This window comes from Streptomyces sp. NPDC005070 (assembly GCF_053600395.1).
The window spans coordinates 1-21,182 of the sequence record NZ_JBSFZS010000034.1 but is presented as its reverse complement, the minus strand read 5'-3'; the positions used below and the strand labels follow the sequence as shown (position 1 = coordinate 21,182).

19 protein-coding genes and 1 pseudogene are annotated in these 21,182 nt (G+C 72.6%); 5 read left to right on the top strand and 15 right to left on the bottom strand.

Annotation, left to right across the window (positions count from 1 at the left end; genetic code table 11):
• Positions 1 to 116: 116 nt before the first annotated feature.
• The 5 genes and pseudogenes from ACWEBX_RS14200 to ACWEBX_RS14180 all read right to left on the bottom strand — a co-directional run bounded on the left by ACWEBX_RS14200 (position 117) and on the right by ACWEBX_RS14180 (position 5,448).
• Positions 117 to 719, bottom strand: a complete 603-nt coding sequence (locus ACWEBX_RS14200) for a hypothetical protein (RefSeq protein ID WP_451885132.1) — start codon at positions 717 to 719, stop codon at positions 117 to 119.
• 270 nt (positions 720 to 989) lie between these two features.
• Positions 990 to 1,526 (bottom strand): annotated as a pseudogene (locus ACWEBX_RS14195) (RNA-guided endonuclease TnpB family protein); the annotation flags it as partial.
• A 135-nt stretch (positions 1,527 to 1,661) separates the two neighbouring features.
• Positions 1,662 to 2,729, bottom strand: coding sequence for an LCP family protein (locus ACWEBX_RS14190; RefSeq protein ID WP_451885131.1), 1,068 nt, complete (start codon positions 2,727 to 2,729; stop codon positions 1,662 to 1,664).
• Positions 2,730 to 2,911: 182 nt separating this feature from the next.
• Entirely contained in the window at positions 2,912 to 4,291 is a 1,380-nt protein-coding gene (locus tag ACWEBX_RS14185) for an endo-1,4-beta-xylanase (RefSeq protein ID WP_451885130.1), read from the bottom strand.
• A gap of 128 nt (positions 4,292 to 4,419) precedes the next feature.
• Positions 4,420 to 5,448 (bottom strand): LacI family DNA-binding transcriptional regulator, encoded by a 1,029-nt coding sequence (locus tag ACWEBX_RS14180; protein WP_451885129.1) that lies wholly within the window; start codon positions 5,446 to 5,448, stop codon positions 4,420 to 4,422.
• 138 nt (positions 5,449 to 5,586) lie between these two features.
• Between ACWEBX_RS14180 and ACWEBX_RS14175 the strand changes: the two genes are divergently transcribed.
• The 4 genes from ACWEBX_RS14175 (at position 5,587) to ACWEBX_RS14160 (ending at position 11,081) form a co-directional block, all read left to right on the top strand.
• Positions 5,587 to 6,894 (top strand): ABC transporter substrate-binding protein, encoded by a 1,308-nt coding sequence (locus tag ACWEBX_RS14175; RefSeq protein ID WP_451885128.1) that lies wholly within the window; start codon positions 5,587 to 5,589, stop codon positions 6,892 to 6,894.
• Between the two features lie 2 nt (positions 6,895 to 6,896).
• Positions 6,897 to 7,805 (top strand): carbohydrate ABC transporter permease, encoded by a 909-nt coding sequence (locus ACWEBX_RS14170; protein WP_451885162.1) that lies wholly within the window; start codon positions 6,897 to 6,899, stop codon positions 7,803 to 7,805.
• A 4-nt stretch (positions 7,806 to 7,809) separates the two neighbouring features.
• Positions 7,810 to 8,709: a carbohydrate ABC transporter permease gene (locus ACWEBX_RS14165; RefSeq protein ID WP_451885127.1), complete on the top strand. Its 900-nt coding sequence runs from the start codon at positions 7,810 to 7,812 to the stop codon at positions 8,707 to 8,709.
• Positions 8,710 to 8,774: 65 nt separating this feature from the next.
• A complete protein-coding gene (locus ACWEBX_RS14160) occupies positions 8,775 to 11,081 on the top strand; it encodes a beta-xylosidase/alpha-l-arabinosidase (RefSeq protein WP_451885126.1) in 2,307 nt (768 codons plus the stop codon).
• A 53-nt stretch (positions 11,082 to 11,134) separates the two neighbouring features.
• On the opposite strand, the gene ACWEBX_RS14155 is transcribed toward ACWEBX_RS14160, so the two are convergent.
• Genes ACWEBX_RS14155 through tsaB form a run of 4 tightly spaced genes read right to left on the bottom strand, consistent with a single transcriptional unit; the run spans position 11,135 to position 13,623 of the window.
• Positions 11,135 to 11,386, bottom strand: a complete 252-nt coding sequence (locus tag ACWEBX_RS14155; protein WP_451885125.1) for a hypothetical protein — start codon at positions 11,384 to 11,386, stop codon at positions 11,135 to 11,137.
• Positions 11,383 to 12,486 (bottom strand): tRNA (adenosine(37)-N6)-threonylcarbamoyltransferase complex transferase subunit TsaD, encoded by a 1,104-nt coding sequence (tsaD, locus tag ACWEBX_RS14150; RefSeq protein WP_451885124.1) that lies wholly within the window; start codon positions 12,484 to 12,486, stop codon positions 11,383 to 11,385. The genes ACWEBX_RS14155 and tsaD overlap by 4 nt, the downstream gene beginning before the upstream one ends.
• Positions 12,479 to 12,952 carry a ribosomal protein S18-alanine N-acetyltransferase gene (rimI, locus tag ACWEBX_RS14145; RefSeq protein ID WP_451885161.1) on the bottom strand — a complete coding sequence of 158 codons (474 nt, stop codon included), beginning with the start codon at positions 12,950 to 12,952 and terminating at the stop codon, positions 12,479 to 12,481. The genes tsaD and rimI overlap by 8 nt, the downstream gene beginning before the upstream one ends.
• A 17-nt stretch (positions 12,953 to 12,969) precedes the next feature.
• A complete protein-coding gene (tsaB, locus tag ACWEBX_RS14140; protein ID WP_451885123.1) occupies positions 12,970 to 13,623 on the bottom strand; it encodes a tRNA (adenosine(37)-N6)-threonylcarbamoyltransferase complex dimerization subunit type 1 TsaB in 654 nt (217 codons plus the stop codon).
• Between the two features lie 110 nt (positions 13,624 to 13,733).
• Between tsaB and ACWEBX_RS14135 the strand changes: the two genes are divergently transcribed.
• Complete coding sequence (locus ACWEBX_RS14135) at positions 13,734 to 14,291, top strand: hypothetical protein (protein ID WP_451885122.1); 558 nt, start codon at positions 13,734 to 13,736, stop codon at positions 14,289 to 14,291.
• A 159-nt stretch (positions 14,292 to 14,450) separates the two neighbouring features.
• Here ACWEBX_RS14135 and ACWEBX_RS14130 read toward each other — a convergent pair whose 3' ends face one another.
• The 6 genes from ACWEBX_RS14130 to ACWEBX_RS14105 all read right to left on the bottom strand — a co-directional run bounded on the left by ACWEBX_RS14130 (position 14,451) and on the right by ACWEBX_RS14105 (position 20,976).
• Positions 14,451 to 14,642: a hypothetical protein gene (locus ACWEBX_RS14130; RefSeq protein ID WP_451885121.1), complete on the bottom strand. Its 192-nt coding sequence runs from the start codon at positions 14,640 to 14,642 to the stop codon at positions 14,451 to 14,453.
• Positions 14,643 to 14,971: 329 nt separating this feature from the next.
• On the bottom strand, positions 14,972 to 15,505 hold the full coding sequence (tsaE, locus tag ACWEBX_RS14125; protein ID WP_355765753.1) for a tRNA (adenosine(37)-N6)-threonylcarbamoyltransferase complex ATPase subunit type 1 TsaE: 534 nt from the start codon (positions 15,503 to 15,505) through the stop codon (positions 14,972 to 14,974).
• Positions 15,471 to 16,706, bottom strand: coding sequence for an alpha/beta fold hydrolase (locus tag ACWEBX_RS14120; RefSeq protein WP_451885120.1), 1,236 nt, complete (start codon positions 16,704 to 16,706; stop codon positions 15,471 to 15,473). The genes tsaE and ACWEBX_RS14120 overlap by 35 nt, the downstream gene beginning before the upstream one ends.
• A 175-nt stretch (positions 16,707 to 16,881) precedes the next feature.
• Positions 16,882 to 18,054: an alanine racemase gene (alr, locus tag ACWEBX_RS14115; RefSeq protein WP_451885119.1), complete on the bottom strand. Its 1,173-nt coding sequence runs from the start codon at positions 18,052 to 18,054 to the stop codon at positions 16,882 to 16,884.
• Positions 18,055 to 18,217: 163 nt separating this feature from the next.
• Positions 18,218 to 18,760 (bottom strand): L,D-transpeptidase family protein, encoded by a 543-nt coding sequence (locus ACWEBX_RS14110; RefSeq protein ID WP_451885118.1) that lies wholly within the window; start codon positions 18,758 to 18,760, stop codon positions 18,218 to 18,220.
• A gap of 785 nt (positions 18,761 to 19,545) precedes the next feature.
• Entirely contained in the window at positions 19,546 to 20,976 is a 1,431-nt protein-coding gene (locus ACWEBX_RS14105; protein WP_451885117.1) for an NAD(P)H-hydrate dehydratase, read from the bottom strand.
• Between the last annotated feature and the right edge of the window lie 206 nt (positions 20,977 to 21,182).

Genomic DNA, 21,182 nt, shown 5'->3' with positions numbered 1-21,182 from the left:
AGGCGGGTTTCTCCCCGCCTCTCACCTGTGCGTCGAACGACGGACACCGGTTTCGACACCCTCCCCGGATTTCTTCGGGAACTTTTTCCGGACGGGGCCGGACTGCCCCGGACGGGTCAGTCCGCGCAGTCCGTGGGCTTCCGCGTCTCCGGCGTGAACCCGCCGTTTCCGGTCCGCAGGGCGGGGCGCAGCCGTCCGACGTGGGCGCGTACCTCGTCGGCCGCGAGGGCGGGACGCCCGCCCCGGCACCCTTCGCACAGCCCACCCCGCAGTGCCTGACCGCCCCCGCCCGGCTCCCCGCACGCCGTGCACACCACCTCGTAGCAAAGCGCCGGTGGCTGCGGCTCGGGCTCCGGCGGCAGCTTGGCAAGGAGCCGGGTGCGGACGAAGGCGTACGGGTGTGCCACCCGCTCCGGGAGCCCCGCCGTCAGCGCCTGGACGAGTTGCGGCTCACCGGCGCCTCGCGCGAACCACTCGGCGGCCTCCCCCTCCAGGGCCGCGCACTCCCCCGCCGACAGCGTCAGCCGGGCGTCGATCCGGCCGAGCCGGGCCAGCACGCCGTAGGCCGTCGAGCGGGCCGCCGCCGCGACAGGCGGCTCGGTCACCGGTGCCTCCCCGGCGAGCAGGGCGTTCCACCAGGCGTCGTCGCGGGCGGTGCGTGAGAAGAAGGTGTGCCAGACCCAGCGGGGGCAGCCGTCGACGGTGACGGGGCGGCGCACCCGGCGCAGATGGCCCGCCGCGGAAAGGTGGTTCAGTGCGGTGGACAGGGCGCACTGGCCGTACGGGAGGTGCTTGGCCAGGGTCTTGATGGAGAGGTCCGACTCGTCGGCGAGCCGGTCGATGTACGTCGCGATCGATGCCTCGCGCAGGGGCAGGTGATCGAAGTCCCGACCCGTACGAGGGGTTTGGCCGGGCGCCGACCTTTTTCCTTGACTTGCTCCTCGGGCTGAAGCCCGAGGATTCTGGCCTTCTCGTCCGTTGCTGTGCCGCTACGCGGCACGGGGTTCGGGCGGGAATCCATGGCTTCCTGTTTCTTCGCGCTGCGCCAGAAGGGACTCTGGTCTTACCGGCGCTCGGCAGGCTGTCGCCGCCAGTCCGGCGGCCGTTTTGATGTTGATCGCGGCGTTGTGGTCGCGGTCGTGGAGGGTGTTGCAGGCGGTGCAGGTCCATTCCCGGATGTGCAGGGGTTTGGGGCCGTCCTTGACACCACAGGTGGAGCAGGTCTGGGAGGTCGGCTCGAACCTGTCGATCTTGACCAGGGTGCGCCCGTACCGGGTGGCCTTGTACTCCAGCATGGCCACGAACTGGGCCCAGCCCGCGTCGTGGACGCTTTTGGCCAGCCTGGTGCGCGCTAGTCCTTTGACCGCCAGGTCCTCCACGCCGATCGCTTGGTTCTCGCGGATCAGCTGGGTGGAGAGCTGGTGATGGAACTCGCGGCGGGCGTCGGCCACCTGCGCATGCACGCGGGCGACCTTGAGGCGGGCCTTGGTCCGGTTCTTGCTTCCTTTCTGTTTGCGGGACAGCTCCCATATCCCCTGGCCCGGACGGCACTTCGGCCGTCGGCAAGGGAGGGTGGGCGGGTTGGACCTCCCGCCCAATCCATACAGAAGAGGCTCGAATCCCGAGCCCCGAAGCTCAAGTCCCGCGGATCACAGTCTCGTTCATTTGAGCGAATCCCAAAGATCGCTCGCCTCAGGCTCGTTCGCGATCACCCTGTTGGGGTCCGAGGGTGCCGCCACCACCGGCATCATCACCGTCCTGACCTCGTCGGAGGAGAGGGACTTCAGGCTCTGGCCGAGCTTCGCCAGCTCGCCGAGCGAGTCCAGCCCCGTGTCCGTCGTCAGGCTGCCCGTCACCGCGTTCGCGACGTCGTAGAGCTTGGCCGGGTCCGAGAGCAGGTCGGCCGAGGAGATCTGCTTCAACAGGGCCTTCACCAGCTTCTGCTGGAGGCCTATCCGGCCCAGGTCGCTGCCGTCGCCTATGCCGTGCCGGGTGCGGGCCAGGGCGAGGGCCTGCTTGCCGCTCAGATGGTGGGTGCCGGCGTCGAGGTGCAGATGGCTCTTGTCGTCGTCGATGTCCTGCTCGGTGGTGACGGTGACCCCGCCGAGGGCGTTCACCAGTTTCGCGAAGCCCGCGAAGTCGATCTCGATGTAGTGGTCCATCCGGACGTTCGTGATCGACTCGACCGTCTTCACGGCGCACACCGGACCGCCCACCGAGTAGGCGCTGTTGAACATCGCTCCGTACGCCACCGCCGTCGAGCCCCCGGACGGCAGCGGGCAGGACGGACGGGTGACCAGCGTGTCCCGGGGGATGCTGACGACCGTGGCCCGGGTGCGCCCCGCGTCGATGTGCACGACCATCGCCGTGTCGGAGCGGGCGCCGGAGCTGTTCCCCCCGCCGAGCTTCGCGTTCGCCTTGCCGCTGCGCGAGTCCGAGCCGAGGACCAGGATGTTGAGGGCCTCGGTCGGCAGCGGCGACGGGGACGCCGACGCGGCGGCGGACGCCGTGGCCGAGGGTGTCACCACCGCCTTGGCCGGGCGGTCGTCACCGAGCGCGCTGTTGATGTCGACGCTGGTGATGTTCCGGTTCAGATGCCAGTACGCCCAGCCCGCGGTGCCTGCGCCCACCACCAGCAGTCCGGCCAGGGTGAGGCCGGCGGCCTTCAACACCCGCGACCGCCGGCCCCGCCGTCTGATCTCGTCGCCGTTCTCGTCATGTCCGGTCACGGACAGGAACGTAAGTGCGCTTTATTAGGAGACTGTTAGGGAAAGAGGCGCGGAACGTTTTTCTTCGGAGAATCTCATCGTTCTCAGCCCGGGCTCAGTGCGGACCCGGCGCGGACTCCGGCCCCGGCCCCGGCCCCGGCCCCGGCCCCGGCCCCGGCCCCGGCCCCGGCCCCGGCCCCGGCTCAGCCCAGTGTCACGGTGGGCACGGGGTTGCTGCCGCTCCAGGACGCGTTGAACCCGAAGGTCACCGAACCGCCTTCCGGGACGGTCCCGTTGTAGGAGGCGTTGGCGCAGCTCACGGCCCCGCCGCTCTGGGTGCAGGTGGCGTTCCAGGCCTGGGTGATCCGCTGGCCCGCGCCGTACGTCCAGTTCACCTTCCACGAGGAGAGCGCGGCCCCGGAGCACGCGATGCGCACCTGCCCGGTGAACCCGGTGTTCCACTGGGTCTGGACGCTGTACGTCGCCGTGCACGCGCCCGTCGGCGGTGTGGTGGTCCCTCCGCCGAGCGAGGCCGCGATGGCGTCGTACGCCGGTTTGGGCGTGTAGTTCTCGTCGTACGGCGTCGCCGCGCCGTAGCCCGAGAACACGTCCGGGATCCAGGAGTCGGAGTCGGTGAAGCCCCAGACGGTCACGCCGTAGCAGCGGGTCACGGCGACGCAGGCGTCGAACACCGCCTTGTAGTCGGCGGCCTGCTGGGCCAGCTTGGCGCTGTCGGCGGGGAGCTGCATGCGGACGTCCAGCTCCGTGACCGCGACATCGACACCGAGGTCGGCGAAGCGCTGGATGTTCTGCTGGAGGGTGCCGGGGACCTGGCCGAGGATGAGATGGGCCTGGAGGCCGACGCCGTCGATCGGGACGCCGTGCGCCTTCAGGGACTTGACCAGGTTGTACAGGGCGGTGCTCTTGGCGTTGACACCCTCGACGTTGTAGTCGTTGATGTAGAGCTTGGCGCTCGGGTCGGCGGCGTGCGCCCAGGTCAGCGCCTGGGCGATGTAGTCGGCGCCGAGGCCGTTGTACCAGAGGGTCGAGCGGTAGGTGCCGTCCTCGTTGAAGGGCTCGTTGACCACGTCCCAGGCGGCCAGCTTGCCCTTGTAGCGGGTGACTTCGGTGGTGATGTGGTCCTGGAGCAGACCGCTCAGCTCGGCGGTCGTCCAGGTGCCGTTCGTCAGCCAGCTCGGGTTCTGGCTGTGCCAGACCAGGGTGTGACCGCGCACTTGCTGGTTGTGGGCCTGCGCGAACGCGACGATCTGGTCGGCCTCGGCCCAGTCGAAGCTGCCCCGGGTGGGCTCGACGGTGCCCCACTTCATCGCGTTGCCCGGGGTCAGCGAGTTGAACTGGCCCCCGGCGATGTCGCCGTACGTCCCGGTCAGCCTGGAGCCGGTGACGGCGGTGCCGATGACCTTGCCCTTGGCGGCGGCGAGGTCGCGCAGTGGGGTGCCGGCGGCGTGCGCCGTCGTGCCGGCCGCGAGCAGGGCGGCCACCGTCAGGGCCCCGGTGAGCAGGGCGGCGACGCCGCGGCGTAAGGAGCGGGCCCTTGAGGAGCGGGTTCGGGAGGTTCTCATGGCGGGTGCCTCCGAAAGTTTCGGTCGTACAACCGATTGACTTCGCAGGAGTGTGGAGGGCGACGCCCCACCCGTCAATACGGTCCCCCGGCCGACTTTGAGCCCAAGGCGCCACCCGGGCCCCACCCTCACGCCGGAGGCGCCCCCGTGCTGCTGCGGACCACCAGGCTCGTCGCCAGCTCCATCCGCGTCCCGGCCGAGGGCCTCTCCTGGCGGCTCAGGTCGAGCACCAGCTTCGCCGCCGCCTCGGCCATCTCCGTCAGCGGCTGCCGTACGGTCGTCAGCGGCGGCCCCACCCAGCGCGCCACCGGCAGATCGTCGAAGCCGACGACGCTCAGGTCCTCGGGGATGCGCAGCCCCAGTTCCCGGGCCGCCTCGTAGAGGCCGAGCGCCTGGAGGTCGTTGCCGGCGAAGATCGCCGTGGGCCGGTCGGGGCGGCGCAGCAGTTCGAGGCCGATCCGGTGGCCGGCCTCGTGGTGGAAGTCCCCGGCGACGATCAGCGAGGGGTCGACGGGCAGCCCGGCCGTCTCCAGCGCCGCACGGTAGCCGTCGACCCGCGCCCGGCTGCACATCATCCGGGACGGCCCGCTGATGGCGCCGATCCGGGTGTGGCCGAGTTCGACGAGGTGGCGGGTGGCGGCGAGGCCGCCCTGCCAGTTGGTGGCGCCGATGGAGGGCACGTCGACGCCGGGGTCGCCCGCCGGGTCCATCACCACGAACGGGATGGACCTGCTGTTCAGCAGGGCGCGCTGGGAGTCGTCGAGGCCCGAGAGGACGAGCACCACGCCGTGCGGACGGCGGGCGGCGACCTGGTCGGCCCAGGTCCGGCCGGGGGTGAGCCGCCCGGCGGACTCGGAGAGCACCACGCTGAGACCGGCATCCCGGGCGACGTTCTCCACGCCCCGGATGACCTCCATCGCCCAGGCGCTCTCCAGTTCGTGGAAGACCAGGTCGATCAGCGGTGAGCGGGAGGCTTCGGCCCGGCGGCGCCGGTAGCCGTAGGCGTGCAGCAGCTCCTCGACGCGGGAGCGGGTCGCGGGGGCGACGTCGGCGCGACCGTTGAGGACTTTCGAAACAGTCGGAGCCGACACCCCGGCCTCCCGGGCGATCTCGGCCAGCGTCGCCGTCTGTGCTTCTGCGGACTTCCCAGGCTTCATGGCGGCGATCGTATCTCTGCGCGACCCCTTGACGGGCCCACCGGATCGCCTTACCTTCCCGGAACATTCGAAAAATAACTCGAAACATTCGCGACGGATCATCGGCGATCCCTCGCGCTTACCGAGAGGTGCCGTCCTATGGAGTCCTACAGCAGACGTTGGTTCCTCGGCGCGGGCACGGCTGCCCTGGCCTCCGTCGGCGGGCTCACCGCCTGCGGCTCCGACGGCGGCTCGGGCGCCGACGGGACGCTCACCGCGTTCGTCTACGGTGACGACGCGGCGAAGATCCAGGTCAAATCCGTCAACCGGTTCAACGCGTCGGCCGCGGCGAAGAAGGCCAAGGGCAGCATCAAGCTGCAGAAGGTGCCCGCGACCGACTACCCGGCCAAGCTGCGCACGGCGATGGGCTCGCCCAACGCTCCCGACGTGTTCTTCAACTGGGGCGGCGGCTCGATCAAGGCCTACCGCGAGGCCGGCCAACTGGTCGACCTGACCGACGTCATCGCTTCCGACGCGGTGCTCAAGAGCGGCTTCCTGCCGTCGGTGCTGGCGTCGGGCGGGCTGGACGGCAAGAACTACGGCGTGCCGATGCGCGGCATGCAGCCCGTGATCCTCTTCTACAACAAGACGGTCTTCGAGGAGCACAAGCTCCAGCCGCCCACCACCTGGGACCAGTTGCTGGACATCAACGCCAAGCTGAAGAAGGCGAACATCACCCCGTTCGCGCTGGGCGGGGCGGACATCTGGCCCGAGCTGATGTGGCTGGAGTACCTCGTCGACCGGATCGGCGGCCCCCAGGTCTTCGACAAGATCAAGAACGGTGACGCCTCCGGCTGGGGCGACCCGGCCGTCCTCAAGGCCGCGCAGACGGTCAAGGAACTGATCGACGACGGCGCCTTCGGCAAGGGCTACAGCTCGGTGGGCTACGGCAACGGCGGTGCTCCCGCGGTCTTCGCCAAGGGCAAGGCGGCGATGCACCTGATGGGCTCGTGGGAGTACTCCACGCAGCTCGGCAAGTTCCCCGACTTCGCCAAGAAGAACCTGGGCTGGTTCGCCTTCCCGGAGATCGAGGGCGGCGCCGGCGACATCCGCAACGTGGTCGGCAACCCGACCAACTACTGGTCGGTGAACGCCCGCACCTCCAACAAGGACGCGGCGATCGCCTTCCTGCGCGACTCCGCCTCCCTGGCGTACACGAAGGAACTCATCGCCAACGGTGACGTCCCGGCCACCTCGAACGCGGCGACCCTCCTGGACGCCTCGCCGAACCCGGAGTTCGCCAAGTTCCAGTACCAGATGGTGCAGCAGGCCCCGGCGTTCACGCTGAGCTGGGACCAGGCGGTCGACCCCGACGTGGCGACGCCGATGCTCACCGAGGTCAACAAGCTGTTCGTGGGCAAGTCCTCGCCGACGCAGTTCGTGTCGGCGCTCAAGGAGCTCAAGTGAGCGTGCCGCAGGTCAAGGGCGGCCCGCGGAACGACGCGGGCCGCCCCCGCTCCAACCGACGCAACAGGGCCGGCCGCCCGAGCGCGGCCCTGGCCGTTCCCGGCGTCCTGTTCTTCGCGTTCTTCGCCATCGCCCCGATGCTCCTGGCCTTCTACCTGTCGTTCACCCGGTGGAACGGCCTGGGCGCCCCGAAGCCCGCCGGTCTGGCCAACTGGCGCAAGCTGCTGAGCGACGACCGGCTGACCCAGTCGCTGACGGTCACGGTCTCACTGACCGTGGTGAGCTGGGCGTTCCAGACGGTGATCTCGCTCCTGCTGGGCGTGTGGGCGGCGGGCCGGCAGCGCAACCGCGCTGTGCTCTCGGCGATCTTCTTCGTGCCGTTCCTGCTGTCGTCGACGGCGATCGCCCTGCTGTTCTACGCACTCCTCGACCCGAACTTCGGCATCATCCACCAGGACACCCTCGGCACGACCAGCGGCGCGTTCCTCGCGATCGTGTTCGTCGGCGGCTGGCAGTTCATCCCCTTCCACACCCTGATCTACCAGGGCGGGGCACGGCAGATCCCCGAGGTGCTCTACCAGGCCGCGGCGATCGACGGGGCCGGACGTCTGCGGCAGTTCTTCTCGATCACGCTGCCGCAGCTCCGCAACACGGCGACGACGTCCGGTGTGCTGATGGTCGTCGGTTCGCTGACGTACTTCGAGACGGTCCTGATCCTCACCCAGGGCGGTCCGGGCACCGACACGGCGATCCTGCCGTACCTGATGTACGAGGCGGGCTTCAAGAGCTACGACTTCGGCTACGCGAGCGCCGTCGCCTCCTTCCTGGTGCTCGCCGCGACCGCGTTGTCCCTGCTGTTGGTGAAGCTGTCCGGCTTCGGCGCGATGCGCAGCACCCGGGAAGGGATGTGACGGCATGTCACACGACACACTGCCCCGTCCCGTGAGGACGGACTCCACCCCGGCCGCCGAGCGGCCCGCGCGCCGCCGCAGGCACTGGTCCCGGCGGGCCAACCCGCTCGCCGGCGCCGGGACGCTGATCTGGCTGGCCGTCGTGATCATCCCGATCTACGCGATGATCTCGGCCTCGCTCACCCACCAGGACGAGGCGCTGGGCCACAACGCCCTGAAGCCGCCGTCCCATCCGACCCTGGACAACTACGACACCGTCCTGCACAACGGCTTCGGCCACCTGCTGTGGAACACGGTGCTGGCGGCGGCCGGGGTCATCCTGATCGTCCTGGTGCTGTGCGTCCCGCTGTCCTACGTGGCCGTACGGACCCGCAGCGTCTGGTCGGGGGCCGCGTTCCGGCTGTTCCTGCTGGGCGTGGCGATCCCCGCGCAGGCCGTCGTGGTGCCGCTCTACCTGATGATCGCCAAGCTGAACCTCTACGACAGCCTGCTCGCGATCGTCCTGCCGACCGCCGCGTTCGCCATGCCGGTGTCGGTGCTGATCCTCACCGGCACGCTGCGGGACATCTCGGAGGAGATGTACGAGGCGATGGCGCTGGACGGCGCGTCCACCACCCGGATGCTGTTCCAGCTCGTCATCCCGATGGCCAAGGGCGGCATCAGCACCGTCGTCATCTTCTCGGCGCTCCAGGCTTGGAACGGCTTCCTCTTCCCGCTGATCTTCACCCAGTCCGACGGGCCACGGGTGCTGACCCTCGGCCTGTTCGACTACGTGAGCGAGTTCGGGGTGAACATTCCCGCGATCCTCGCCTCCGTCGTCCTCTCCGGTGTCCCGATCTTCATCGTGTACCTGGTGGCCCGCCGCGCGCTGGTCGGCGGCCTCATGGGTGTGGGCGGCAAGTGAACGTGTACGACCAGGGGCGGCCCAGGGCCTGTCGCCCGAACCCCCCTTTCCCCGACAGGAGTTCCATGACCACCGCTCCCTGGCGCGACCCCGCCCTGCCCGCCGCGACCCGCGTCGACGACCTGCTCTCCAGGATGACCCTGGAGGAGAAGACCGCCCAGCTCTACGGCGTGTGGGTGGGCGCCGCCACGGACGGCGGCGGAGTCGCCCCGCTGCAGAGCGAGATGGCCTCCTCGTACGACTGGGACGAGCTGATCACCCGCGGGCTCGGCCAGCTCACCCGCTCCTTCGGCACCGCCCCCGTGGACCCGGCGCTGGGCGCGCAGGCGCTGGCCCGCGCCCAGCGCCGGATCGCCGAGGCGGGCCGCTTCGGCATCCCCGCGGTCGCCCACGAGGAATGCCTGGCGGGATTCACGGCCTGGCAGGCGACGGCGTACCCGGTCCCGCTGTCCTGGGGCGCCACCTTCGACCCGGCCCTGGTGGAGGAGCTGGGCCGGCGCATCGGCGACGACCTGCGCTCGGTCGGCGTCCACCAGGGCCTCGCCCCGGTCCTGGACGTGGTCCGCGACCTGCGCTGGGGACGGGTGGAGGAGACCATCGGCGAGGACCCGTATCTGGTCGGCACCGTCGCCACCGCCTATGTGCGGGGCCTGGAGTCGGCCGGGATCGTGGCCACGCTCAAGCACTTCGCCGGATACGCGGCCTCGGCCGGCGCCCGGAACCTGGCGCCGGTGCGCGCGGGGGTGCGCGAGCTCTCCGACATCACGCTGCCTCCGTTCGAGATGGCGCTGCGCGAGGGCGGCGCCCGTTCGGTGATGGCCGCCTACAACGACACGGACGGCGTCCCGGCCTCGGCCGACCCGTACCTGCTGACCGAGCTGCTGCGCGAAGAGTGGGGCTTCACCGGCACGGTCGTCTCGGACTACTTCGGTGTCGGCTTCCTCCAGTCGCTGCACCGGGTGGCCGGCAGCGAGGCCGAGGCGGCGCACAAGGCGCTGGAGGCCGGCATCGATGTCGAGCTGCCCACGCTGAAGTGCTACGGCGAGCCGCTGGTGACCGCCGTCCGCGCGGGCACCGTCCCCGAGTCGCTGATCGACCGGGCGGCCCGCCGGGTGCTGCTCCAGAAGTGCGAACTCGGCCTGCTGGACGAGGACTGGCAGCCGGAGACCGGCCGCCGGGTCGACCTGGACTCCGTGGGCAACCGGGCGCTCGCCCGCAGGCTCGCCGAGGAGTCGGTGGTCCTGCTGGACAACGCGGACGGCGTGCTGCCGCTGGCCCCGGACACCCGGATCGCGGTGGTCGGCCCGCGCGCGGACGACGCCCTGGCGATGCTCGGCTGCTACTCGTTCCCCTCGCACGTGCTCACGCACCACCCCGAGGTGCCCACCGGTGTGGACATCCCGACCGTGCTCGACGCGCTGCGCGCCGAACTGCCGGACGCCAAGGTGACGTTCGCGCAGGGCTGCGGGGTCACGGAGCCGGACCGGTCCGCTTTCGAGGAGGCCGTGGCACGGGCCACCGAGGCCGACGTGTGCGTGGCGGTGCTCGGCGACCGTGCCGGGCTGTTCGGCCGGGGCACCTCGGGCGAGGGCTGCGACGTGGCCGACCTCGGCCTGCCGGGTGTACAGGGCGAACTGCTCGACGCCCTGGTCGCCACGGGGGTCCCGGTGGTCCTGGTGCTGCTCACCGGCCGCCCCTACGCGCTGGGCCGCTGGCAGGACCGACTCGGCGGCGTCGTCCAGGCGTTCTTCCCCGGCGAGGAGGGCGGCCCCGCGCTGGCGGGCGTGCTGTCCGGCCGGGTCGGCCCGTCGGGCAGGCTGCCGGTGAGCGTGCCGCGTGACCCGGGCGGCCAGCCGTGGACGTATCTCCAGCCGCCGCTGGGCCTGAAGGGCGAGGTGAGCAACCTGGACCCGACGCCGCTGTACCCGTTCGGCCACGGCCGCTCGTACACGTCGTTCGCCTGGGAGGCGGCCGAGGTGCCCGAGGCCGAGATCGGCACCGACGGCTCGTACGACGTGGCGGTGACCGTCCGCAACACCGGTGAGCGCGCGGGCGCCGAGGTCGTCCAGCTCTACCTGCACGACCCGGTGGCCTCGGTGACGCGCCCGGACGTGCGGCTGATCGGCTATCAGCGCCTGGAACTGGCACCGGGCGAGGCCCGCCGGGTGACCTTCCGCTTCCACGCGGACCTCTCGGCGTTCACCGACCGCACCGGCACCCGGATCGTCGAACCGGGCGTCCTGGAGCTGCGGCTCGCGGCCTCCAGCGCGGACGTGCGCCACACGGCCCGGCTGAACCTGACGGGTCCGGTGCGGCATCCGGGCACGGACCGGCGCCTGCGCTGCGAGACCGAGGTCGCTCAGGTGTCCTGACCCGGCGGCCGGCCGGTGGGACCCGTTCCGGCACGGGACTCACCGGCCGGCCGTCAGCCCACCGATTCGAAACGCCACCTGTGCACCGCCCGGGACACCAACTCCTCGCCGGGTTCGGGCAGTTCGGGCAGCTCCGCGTCGTACGGCGCGTCCCACCAGGTGATGACGAGAACCCGGTCCTGAGGGGCCCGGAGGATCTCCCGGCGCACCGGGTCCCCGGGGATCTCCTGCCCGCGCACCCAGGCGAGCAGGTCCTCGCCCCGGCCGGTGACGGCCCGTGCCTCCCACATCAGCGCGACGGTCACGGGTAGAGGTTCTCCTTCGCGACCTCGTGCACGTGATCGTGCGTGTGCGCATGCCCGCGCCCCGGCACGTGCGGATCCGTCACCGGCAGCGAGGAGTCCGCCGACAGGTCCCAGTCGGAGGCGGCCCGGTTCCGGGCGACCATCTCGGCGCCCAGCGCGGCGACCATCGCGCCGTTGTCCGTGCACAGCTTGGGGCGCGGCACCCGCAGCCGGATCCCGGCGGCCTCGCAGCGCTCCTGGGCGAGCACCCGCAGCCGCGAGTTCGCGGCCACGCCACCGCCGATCATGAGGTGGTCGACGCCCTCGTCCTTGCACGCGCGGACGGCCTTGCGGGTGAGCACGTCCACCACGGCCTCCTGGAAGGACGCGGCCACGTCGCGCACCGGCACCTCCTCCCCCGCCGCCCTCTTGGCCTCGATCCAGCGGGCCACGGAGGTCTTCAGACCGGAGAAGGAGAAGTCGTAGGCCGGATCGCGCGGCCCGGTGAGACCGCGCGGGAACGTGATGGCGTTCGGGTCGCCCTCCTTGGCGTACCGGTCGATGACCGGGCCGCCCGGGAAGCCGAGGTTCAGCACGCGCGCGATCTTGTCGAAGGCCTCGCCCGCCGCGTCGTCGATGGTCGCGCCCATCGGCCGTACGTCGGAGGTGATGTCGGTGGACAGCAGCAGCGACGAGTGGCCGCCGGACACCAGCAGGGCCATCGTCGGCTCCGGCAGCGCGCCGTGCTCCAACTGGTCCACACAGATGTGGGAGGCGAGGTGGTTGACCCCGTACAGCGGCTTGCCGAGCGCGTACGCGTACGCCTTCGCGGCCGAGACCCCGACGAGCAGGGCCCCGGCGAGCCCGGGTCCGGCGGTGACCGCGATGCCGTCCAGGTCCCTGGCCGACACCCCCGCCTCCTTCAGCGCCCGCTCGATGGTCGGGACCATCGCCTCCAGGTGCGCCCGGGACGCGACCTCGGGAACGACCCCGCCGAAGCGCGCGTGCTCGTCGACACTCGACGCGATGGCGTCCGCGAGCAGGGTGTGCCCGCGGACGATGCCGACGCCGGTCTCGTCGCAGGAGGTCTCGATGCCGAGGACGAGCGGTTCGTCAGCCATGGGTCTCTGTTCCTTGTACGGACGTCGATGGGTCGTGCAGCCGCATCACCAGGGCGTCGATGTTCCCCGGCTGGTAGTAGCCGCGCCGGAAGCCGATGGGCTCGAAGCCGAAGCGCTCGTACAGCTTCTGCGCGCGGACGTTGTCCACGCGGCACTCGAGCATCACCTCGGCGCAGTCGAAGTCGCTCGCGGCCCGCAGCAGTTCGGTGAGCAGCCGGCCGCCGAGGCCCGTGCCCCACTGGTCCTGCCGCACCGCGATCGTCTGCACGTCGCCCAGGTCTCCCGAGGCGGCGAGCCCGGCGTAGCCGACGATCGCGTCGCCGTCGGAGGCGATCAGGTAGCGCCGGGTCGCCTCCGCTCCGCGGGCGTGGGCCAGCTCGGACCAGAACATGCCCCGCGACCAGGCGTCGACGGGGAAGAGTTCCTTCTCCAGCTCCAGTACGGGATCGATGTCCCACCAGCGCATCTCGCTCAGCACGACGGTCACTTGGGGGTGACCACCTTGTAGTTCTTGGGCACCTGGGCGTCCGGGCGGCGCAGGTACAGCGGCCTGGGCGGCTCCAGCTCCTCGCCGGCGGCCAGCTTCTCGGCGGCCAGGGAGGCGAGGGCCGCGGCCGAGACGTTCTCGGGAGCGCGGGCGTCCGGGAAGGTGTCGGGGTACAGGAGGGCACCCGCGCCGACGGCGGGCAGCGCGGTGACCGCCTCGTCGATCTCGGCGGGACGGTCCACGGCGGGCTCCGACAGCCGCGTACGGCGGTCGGCGTACCGCGCCCAGTAGACCTCCTTGCGCCGGGCGTCCGTGGCGACGACGAACGGCCCCTCCACGTCGGCGGCGTAGGCGAGCCCGTCGAGGGTGCACACACCGTGCACGGGCACGCCGAGCGCGACGCCGAAGGTGTCGGCGGTCATGAGGCCGACGCGCAGCCCCGTGTACGGGCCGGGGCCTACGCCCACGACGATGCCGGTGACGGCGTCCAGCCTGAGGCCTGCCTCGGCGAGCACCCGGTCGACGGCCGGCAGCAGCAGCTCTCCGTGCCGGCGCGCGTCCACCTGGCTCGACGAGGCGATGACGGACGTGCCGTCGTGCAGAGCGACGGTCACGGCGGGAGTGGCGGTATCCAGAGCGAGCAAGAGCACGCAAACAGCCTACGGCGCCGGAGCCCGGCGCAAGGCCGCCCGGGACTCCCGTCCCTCGGCTGCTACCGTCAGCGCAAGGACGTACGAAGGTCGAGAGGTGGGCACACAAGGTGGCTAGGAGCAGCTCGGGAATCGTGGCCGGGCTCACCGTGGCGGCGCTCGCGGCAGTCGGCTTCCTCGCCTTCCAGGCACAGGCGAACGTTCCGGACACCCTGGGCGCGCCGAGCGGAAGCGTTTCTCCCAAGGCCTCCGCCCCCAAGACGCCCAAGGCGGCCAAGAAGGACCCGGCCGCGCTGCCGGCTCCGTCCGGCACCGGTGTGCGGGTCGTCTACTCCACCGGCACCGACCGCGTCTGGCTCGTCGGCGCGGGCAACAAGGTGAAGCGCACCTTCGAGGTCACCCCGGGCACGGTCGACCCGGCCGCGGGCACGTACGCCGTCACCTCGCGGACGGGAGCGACCCCCGGGTCCGACGGCACACAGATCGAGCACGTCGTACGGTTCACGCAGGTCGACGCCGTCGCCATCGGCTTCAGCGCCGCGGTGAGCGGCTCCACGGATGCCCCGGACCCCGAGAAGAAGGTCGGCGGCATCCGCGCCTCGCGCGCCGACGGCGACGCGATGTGGGCGTTCGCGACGGTCGGCGCGAAGGTCGTCGTCATCAAGTAACGAGCGGCGACGGCGCCCGGTCCCGCGCGGGTTTCCGGGCCGCCGTGTCCGGCACGTACGTCCGGCGCCGGCGTCCGGAGCGCCATGTCCGGCTCGTACATCCCGCGCGAACGTCGGGTCAGGCGGCCGCACGTCGGCGTCGGACGCCCCGGGTGCGCGTCAGGCCGCCCTGAACGGGCTCTGCGTGTCAGGGTCGCCCAGCGCCAGCGGGGCACGGGGCGGCCGGGAGACCGCCTCCGCCGCGGCGCACGCCGCCAGCAGCTCTCGCATCGACACCCCGGCCACCGCGCGCGGCGCGGCCGGCACGTCACGTTCTGAAGCCGGCACTGCGGCCGACTCTGATGCCGACATGGACGCCTCCTCGGGCTCCGGGGGCAAGCGTGGTTAGGTAGACCTAACTACGTGCTGATGTCCATGTGAACACGGCCGGGACGCCGAACGCAATATTTTGCCGACGTCCTGTCGGAATCGTTGGCCGAATGTACGAGCGAGAGCCGCCGGGCCGCGCGCGGAGGCGGGCCGGGCGGCGGCCGGGGGCGGGTCGGGCGGCGAGCGGAGGCAGATCAGGCGTCGGGCGAAGGTGAGTCAAGCCTCGGGGCGGAGGCGGCTCAGGCGCCGGGGCGGAGGCAGGGCAGGGCAGGGCCCCGAGCGAAGGCGGGCAGGCTGCGGGCGGAGGCGGGTCAGGCGGCGAGGACCGTCAGGTCGGCGGCGGCCCAGCGCCGCCCCAGTCCCGTGACCGTCACATGCCGGACCTCGTCGGTGGTGTCCCCGACGGCCCGGTGGATGACGACGTGCAGCCGGTCGTCGGTCAGTTCCTCGACCTTGCCCTCGCCCCACTCCACGACGATCACGGAGTCCGAGAGCGAGACGTCGAGGTCGAGGTCCTCCATCTCGTCGAGCCCGCCGCCGAGGCGGTACGCGTCCACGTGCACGAGCGGCGGCCCGTCGCCGAGGGAAGGGTGCACACGGGCGATGACGAAGGTCGGTGAGGTGACCGCGCCGCGGACGCCGAGCCCCTCGCCGAGTCCGCGGGTCAGCGTGGTCTTGCCCGCGCCGAGTTCGCCGTTCAGCATCACGAGGTCGCCCGCGCGCAGGAGTTTGGCCAGCCTGCGGCCCAACTCCTTCATCTGCTCGGGAGAGTTGACGGTGATCTGCACGCCGACGCCGTCCTGGGCGGGCTCAGCCGGGTTGTGCGCTGCTGCTGGTGCTTCCATAACCGCCCACGGTAGCCCCTGCCGGGACGGCTCCGGCGCGCACGAGGAGGTCCGCGAGGCGGTCTATGACGACCTCGGGGTGCTCCAGCATGACGAGGTGTCCGGCGTCGGGGACGAGCACCAGCTCGGCGTCCGGCAGCAGGTCGGCGATCGCCTCGCTGTGCTCGCTCGGTGTCACCAGGTCCTTGACCCCGGCGAGGACGAGGACGGGCATCTCGGCGAAACGGGCCAGCGCGGCGGCCTTGTCGTGCTCGGTGAACGCCGGGTAGAACTCGGCGACCACGTCGATCGGCGTTCCCTCGATCATCCGTTCGGCGAACCGCTCGACCGCCGGATCGACGTCCCGGCCCGCGAACGAGTACCGCTTGATGACCCCGGCGAACAGGTCGGCCGTGGCCCGCCGCCCCCGCTCCACCAGGGCTGCCTGCTGCCCGAGCGCCTTCAGCACACCGGGGAGCACACGCCGCACGGCGGCGACGCCCGCGACGGGCAGCCCGAAGTTGACCTCGCCGAGCCGCCCCGAGGACGTACCGACCAGGGCCACGGCGACGACCCGGTCGCGAATCAGCTCGGGGAACTGCTCGGCGAGCGCCATCACGGTCATCCCGCCCATGGAATGCCCGACGAGCACGATCGGGCCCTCCGGCACCGCCGCCTCGATGACGGCCAGCAGGTCACGGCCGAGCTGGTCGATGGTGACCGGCTTGCGGTCCTCCAGTTGGGCGACTCCCCGCCCGGACCGGCCGTGGCTGCGCTGGTCCCAGTGCACCGTGCGCACGACACCGCGCAGCGCGGCGCGCTGGAAGTGCCAGGAGTCCTGGTTGAGGCAGTAGCCGTGGCTGAAGACGACAGTGACGGGGGCGGGGGCCTTGCGGCCGAAGAGCCGACGCCGGCGCGGGGCGAGCGAGGCCTCCGGCTCGGCCTCGTCGACCTCGTAGTACAGCTCGGTGCCGTCGTCGGCGTGGGCCTTGCCCGGCGTGCCGCGCAGGCTGCCGTACGGGCCGGTGGAGTCGAGGGCGAGACGGGCCTTCTTGCGCATGCCGCGCCCGACCGTGAGCCGCTCGATCGCCACTCCGGCCGCGGCGCCCGCCGCGACCACGCCTATCGCGGCACCGGCGACACCGGCCCTGCGCCAGTTCCCGGCGGAGGCGGCGGCCGTCGAGGCCGCGCTCACGACAGCCTCCGCGCTGGTCTCGCTCACGTCCCGCTCCTCTTCGCTCCGGCTCTCGGCTGTCCGTTGTCGGCTGTCGGCTGTCGGCTGTCGGCTGTTCGCTGTCGGCTCTGGGCTGTGCGCGCGTCGGCCCGGCTTCCGCCCGCCGTGTACCGCCCGCCGTTCTCCGCTCGCCGGGCCCGCGCGCCTGTTCGACTACAGGGTGCTACCCGTCTTGTTCCTCTTTCACCTTCACGTAGACGCGCGGAACACGGGTTCCGATGCGGGTGACGATCTCGTACGCGATCGTGCCCGCCGCGCGCGCCCAGTCCTCGGCGGTGGGCTCGCCGTCGTCGCCGGGACCGAACAGGACGGCTCGGGCGCCGGGCTCCGGCTCGTCGCCGCCGAGGTCGACGACGAACTGGTCCATCGCGACCCGGCCCGCGACCGTACGCCACTTGCCGCCGATCAGGACGGGGCCGGTGCCCGAGGCGTGCCGCGGGACGCCGTCCGCGTACCCGACGGGGACGAGACCGAGGGTGGTCTCGCCCGGGGTGACGTAGTGATGGCCGTAGCTCACCCCGTGGCCGGCCGGTACGTGCTTGACCAGCGCGAGCGACGCGCTCAGCGTCATCACCGGGCGCAGTCCGAAGTCGGCGGGGGTGCCGAGCTCGGGGCTCGGCGAGATCCCGTAGACCGCGATCCCGGTCCGTACGAGATCGAAGTGGCTCTCGGGGAGGGTGAGGGTCGCGGGCGAGTTGGCGATGTGCCGCACCTCGGGGCGTACGCCCTGCTCCTCGGCGTACGACACCATCTCGCGGAACAGGGTGAGCTGGGCCTGGATCGAGGGGTGGCCCGGTTCGTCGGCGCAGGCGAAGTGGGACCAGAGTCCGGTCACGGTGATCAGTCCGCGCGCCTCGGCGGCCAGGGCCTCGGCGACGAGCTCGGCCCAGTCGGCGGGCTGGCAGCCGGCGCGGCCGAGGCCGGTGTCGGCCTTGAGCTGCACACGGGCTCGCGCCCCGACGGACTCGGCGGCCGCCACGGCCTCCCGCAGCGCCCACATCCCGCTGACCGACACGTCGATGTCGGCCTCGATGGCCTCGGCCCAGGGGCCGCCCGGGGTCCAGAGCCAGCACATGACGCGTCCCGGCAGGCCGGCGGCCCGCAGGGCGAGCGCCTCCTCAGGGGTGGCCGTGCCGAGCCAGGTGGCGCCCGCCTCGCGCGCGGCGCGGGCGCACGGGACCGCGCCGTGGCCGTACGCGTCGGACTTGACCACGGCCATCACGGCCGCGGTCGGCGCGTGGGCACGCAGGGCCCGCACGTTGGCTCGCAGGGCGGCCAGATCGATCTCCGCGCGGGCGCGCAGGGGCGCCGTCCGCGAGTGTGCTGTCTCTGTCATCGCGCCCCAGTCTCTCAGAGGCGTACGGCGGCTTCCCGGCACCGGTCCCCGGAAGGTGGCCGGTGAGCGGCCCGGGTGCCCGGGGAGACCCGAGGCCGACGCCGCCGGACCCGGGGCGGACCCGGGCCGGCACCCCCGTCCCCGGTGCCTCCCTCCCGGCTCTCTAGTGGCTGGGCCGTCGGCCCCACACATAGACGCGGTCGCCCTTCCTGAGCACCTTCCAGAGTCTGCGGGCGTCGGCGAGCCGCAGATTCACGCAGCCCATCGAGCCGGCGACCGTACGGATGCTGCCGCGCACGGCGTGGAAGGCCTGCCCGCCGCTGAAGAACTGGGCGTACGGCATGGGGCTGTTGTAGAGGGTCGACCAGTGGTTCCGGTGCCGCCAGTAGATCGTGAACCAGCCGGTGCGGGTGGGGTGCCGGACGCTGCCGCTGCGCATCGGCACCGGGCCGAACAGGATCCGGCCCCGCTGCTGCACCCAGGTGCGCTTGTGGGTGAGGTCGACGCAGGCGACCCGGTAGGAGCGGGCGGGGCAGCCGCGTGGAGCACGCCTGTGCTGCGCCGCGCGGGACGACAGCGCCCGCATGCGGGCCCAGGTCGCCGGTCCGGCGGTCCCGGTGGCGGGCTCGACGCCGTGCTTCTCCTGAAAGGCACGGATGGCCCGGCAGTCCCTCACCGACTGCGCCCCGTCCACCCGCAGCTTCAACCCCCGCTCGACTTCCCGCTGATACTCGCCCCGCTCCCCACCACACCCACCGGGCCGCCGCCCACCCGGGACACCCGCACCCGGCCCGTCCGAGCCGGCCCTGGACCCGCCGGGCTCTGACCCGCGGGTCGCGGACGCGAGCGGCGCGGACCCATCGGACCCGGACCCGACCGGCCCGGACCCACGCGGCCTGGCCCCGAGGGGGCCGGAACCAAAGGCGCCGGACGGGAGGGGGCCGGACGCGAGGGGCACGAACCCGGCCGACGCGGGCCCGGACGGCGCCGACCTGCCCGGCCCGGACCCGCCCGGCCCGGAGATGAGCGGAGCGGACCCGCGCGGTCCGGACGAGACCGGCCTCTCACGGCCCCCGGCCGTGTCCCGCAGGCCGTGCCCCGCGCCGGGCGGGCCCACGGGGGCCGAGAGCGCCGGTGACATCAGGGCGCCCGGGGTCCGGTCCGGCCAGGAGGGGCGCGGACCTCTCGCCGCGCCGGGCCACGGCTCGGCGGCCCGTCCGGAGGCGGGCGACAGCGGAGCGGACGCGGCCGCCACCGCCCCCACGGGCACGGCCGTCACCACCGCCAACAGCACCGCGATCCCCCTGCAGGCACTTCGTCTGCTCATCACGCGAACAGACATACGCAATACCCGCCGCCCCTCGGAGGCGCCACACGCAAAAGGTCCCCCGATCTGGGCAACGTCCCCGGCCGGCGGAGGCGGGCGGCCGGGGCGGGCCGAGGTCAGGAGGTCAGGAGGTCAGGAGGTCAGGAGGTCAGGAGGTCAGGAGGTCAGTCGAGGGTGTCGCGCCAGGCTTCCGGGAGGGCGGCGGCCACGTCGTGGGCACCGGCGGGCGCGCCGTCCGCCGCGAAGCGGCCGGCGAGTCCGTGCAGGTACGCGGCGACACTGCCCGCGTCGAGGGCGGAGAGCCCCGCCGCCAGCAGCGACCCCGCGAGCCCCGACAGCACGTCCCCGCTCCCCGCGGTGGCCAGCCACGCCGTCCCGGTGGCGTTCACCCGCACCGCGCCGCCCGTGGGATCGGCGACCAGTGTCGTCGCCCCCTTGAGGAGGACGGTCGCCCCGTACAGTCCCGCCAGTTCCCGTACGGAGGCCAGCCGGGCCTCCTCCACCGCCTCCCGGGCGACCCCGAGGAGCGCGGCGGCCTCCCCGGCGTGAGGGGTCATCAGCGTCGGCGCGGTGCGGGCCCGTACGGCCCCCCGGTCGGCGAGCCGCAGCCCGTCCGCGTCCACCAGCACCGGCACGTCCGCGTCCAGCACCTCCGCGACCGCCGAGGCGTCGTCCCCGGCCCCGGGCCCCGTCACCCAGGCCTGCACCCGCCCCGCCTTCGACGGTCCCGTGTCGGACACCAGCGTCTCGGGGAAGCGGGCGATCACCGCGTCCGCGGCGGGACCGACGTACCGCACCGCCCCGGCCCCGCCGCGCAGCGCCCCGGCCACGGCGAGCACCGCGGCCCCGGGATAGCGGGCGGACCCGGCGGCGATCCCGACGACACCGCGCCGGTACTTGTCGCTCTCCGCGCCCGGAAAGGGCAGCCGGGCCGCGACGTCGGCGTGCTGGAGCGCCTCCACGTCGGCCGGCTCCGGCAGGTCGAGCCCGATGTCGACGAGGCGTACGGAACCGGCGTACCCGCGCGCCGGTTCGATGAGCAGCCCCGGCTTGTGGGTGCCGAAGGTGACGGTGAGGTCGGCGCGGACGGCGGCGCCCAGCACCTCCCCGGTGTCCGCCTCGACCCCGCTCGGAAGGTCGACGGCGACGACGGCGGCCCGTGAGGCGTGCGCGAGTTCGGCGAGGCGTGCCGCGTCGGGCCGCAGGCCGCCCTTGCCGCCGATCCCGACGATGCCGTCGACGACGAGGTCGGCCCGCCGCAGGAGCGGTTCGGCGGCGGCGGGCGCGGCCGAGGTGCCCCCGGCGCGCGACAGCGCCGCCAGTCCCCCCGGGTGGGTCCTCTCGGGGGCGAGGAGCACCGCGGTGACACCGGCCCCGCGCCGGGCGAGCCGCGCCCCGGCGTACAGGGCGTCGCCGCCGTTGTCCCCGCTGCCCACGAGGAGCACCACCCGGCGGCCGTACACCCGGCCGAGCAGGTCCGCGCAGGCGGCGGCGAGCCCGGCGGCCGCCCGCTGCATCAACGCCCCTTCGGGGAGCCGTTCCATCAGCTCCCGCTCGGCGGTCCTCACGGTCTCCACGCTGTACGCAGTACGCATACCGCCGAGTCTCCCGCACCGGCACGCGCCGTGCGCGCTCCCCGCACCGGGCGGGCCGCCGGGACACCGGGTCGTGCGGACCGGGGCGATCGGCGGGAGGGCGACCCCCGGCTAGTGCCGCGGCAGGCAACGTTTGCCCGTCAAGGAGCGGCGCCCGGTGCGTGCTCTCGGTGTGCCGGCCGGAAGTCCTCGTACTGGATGTACTT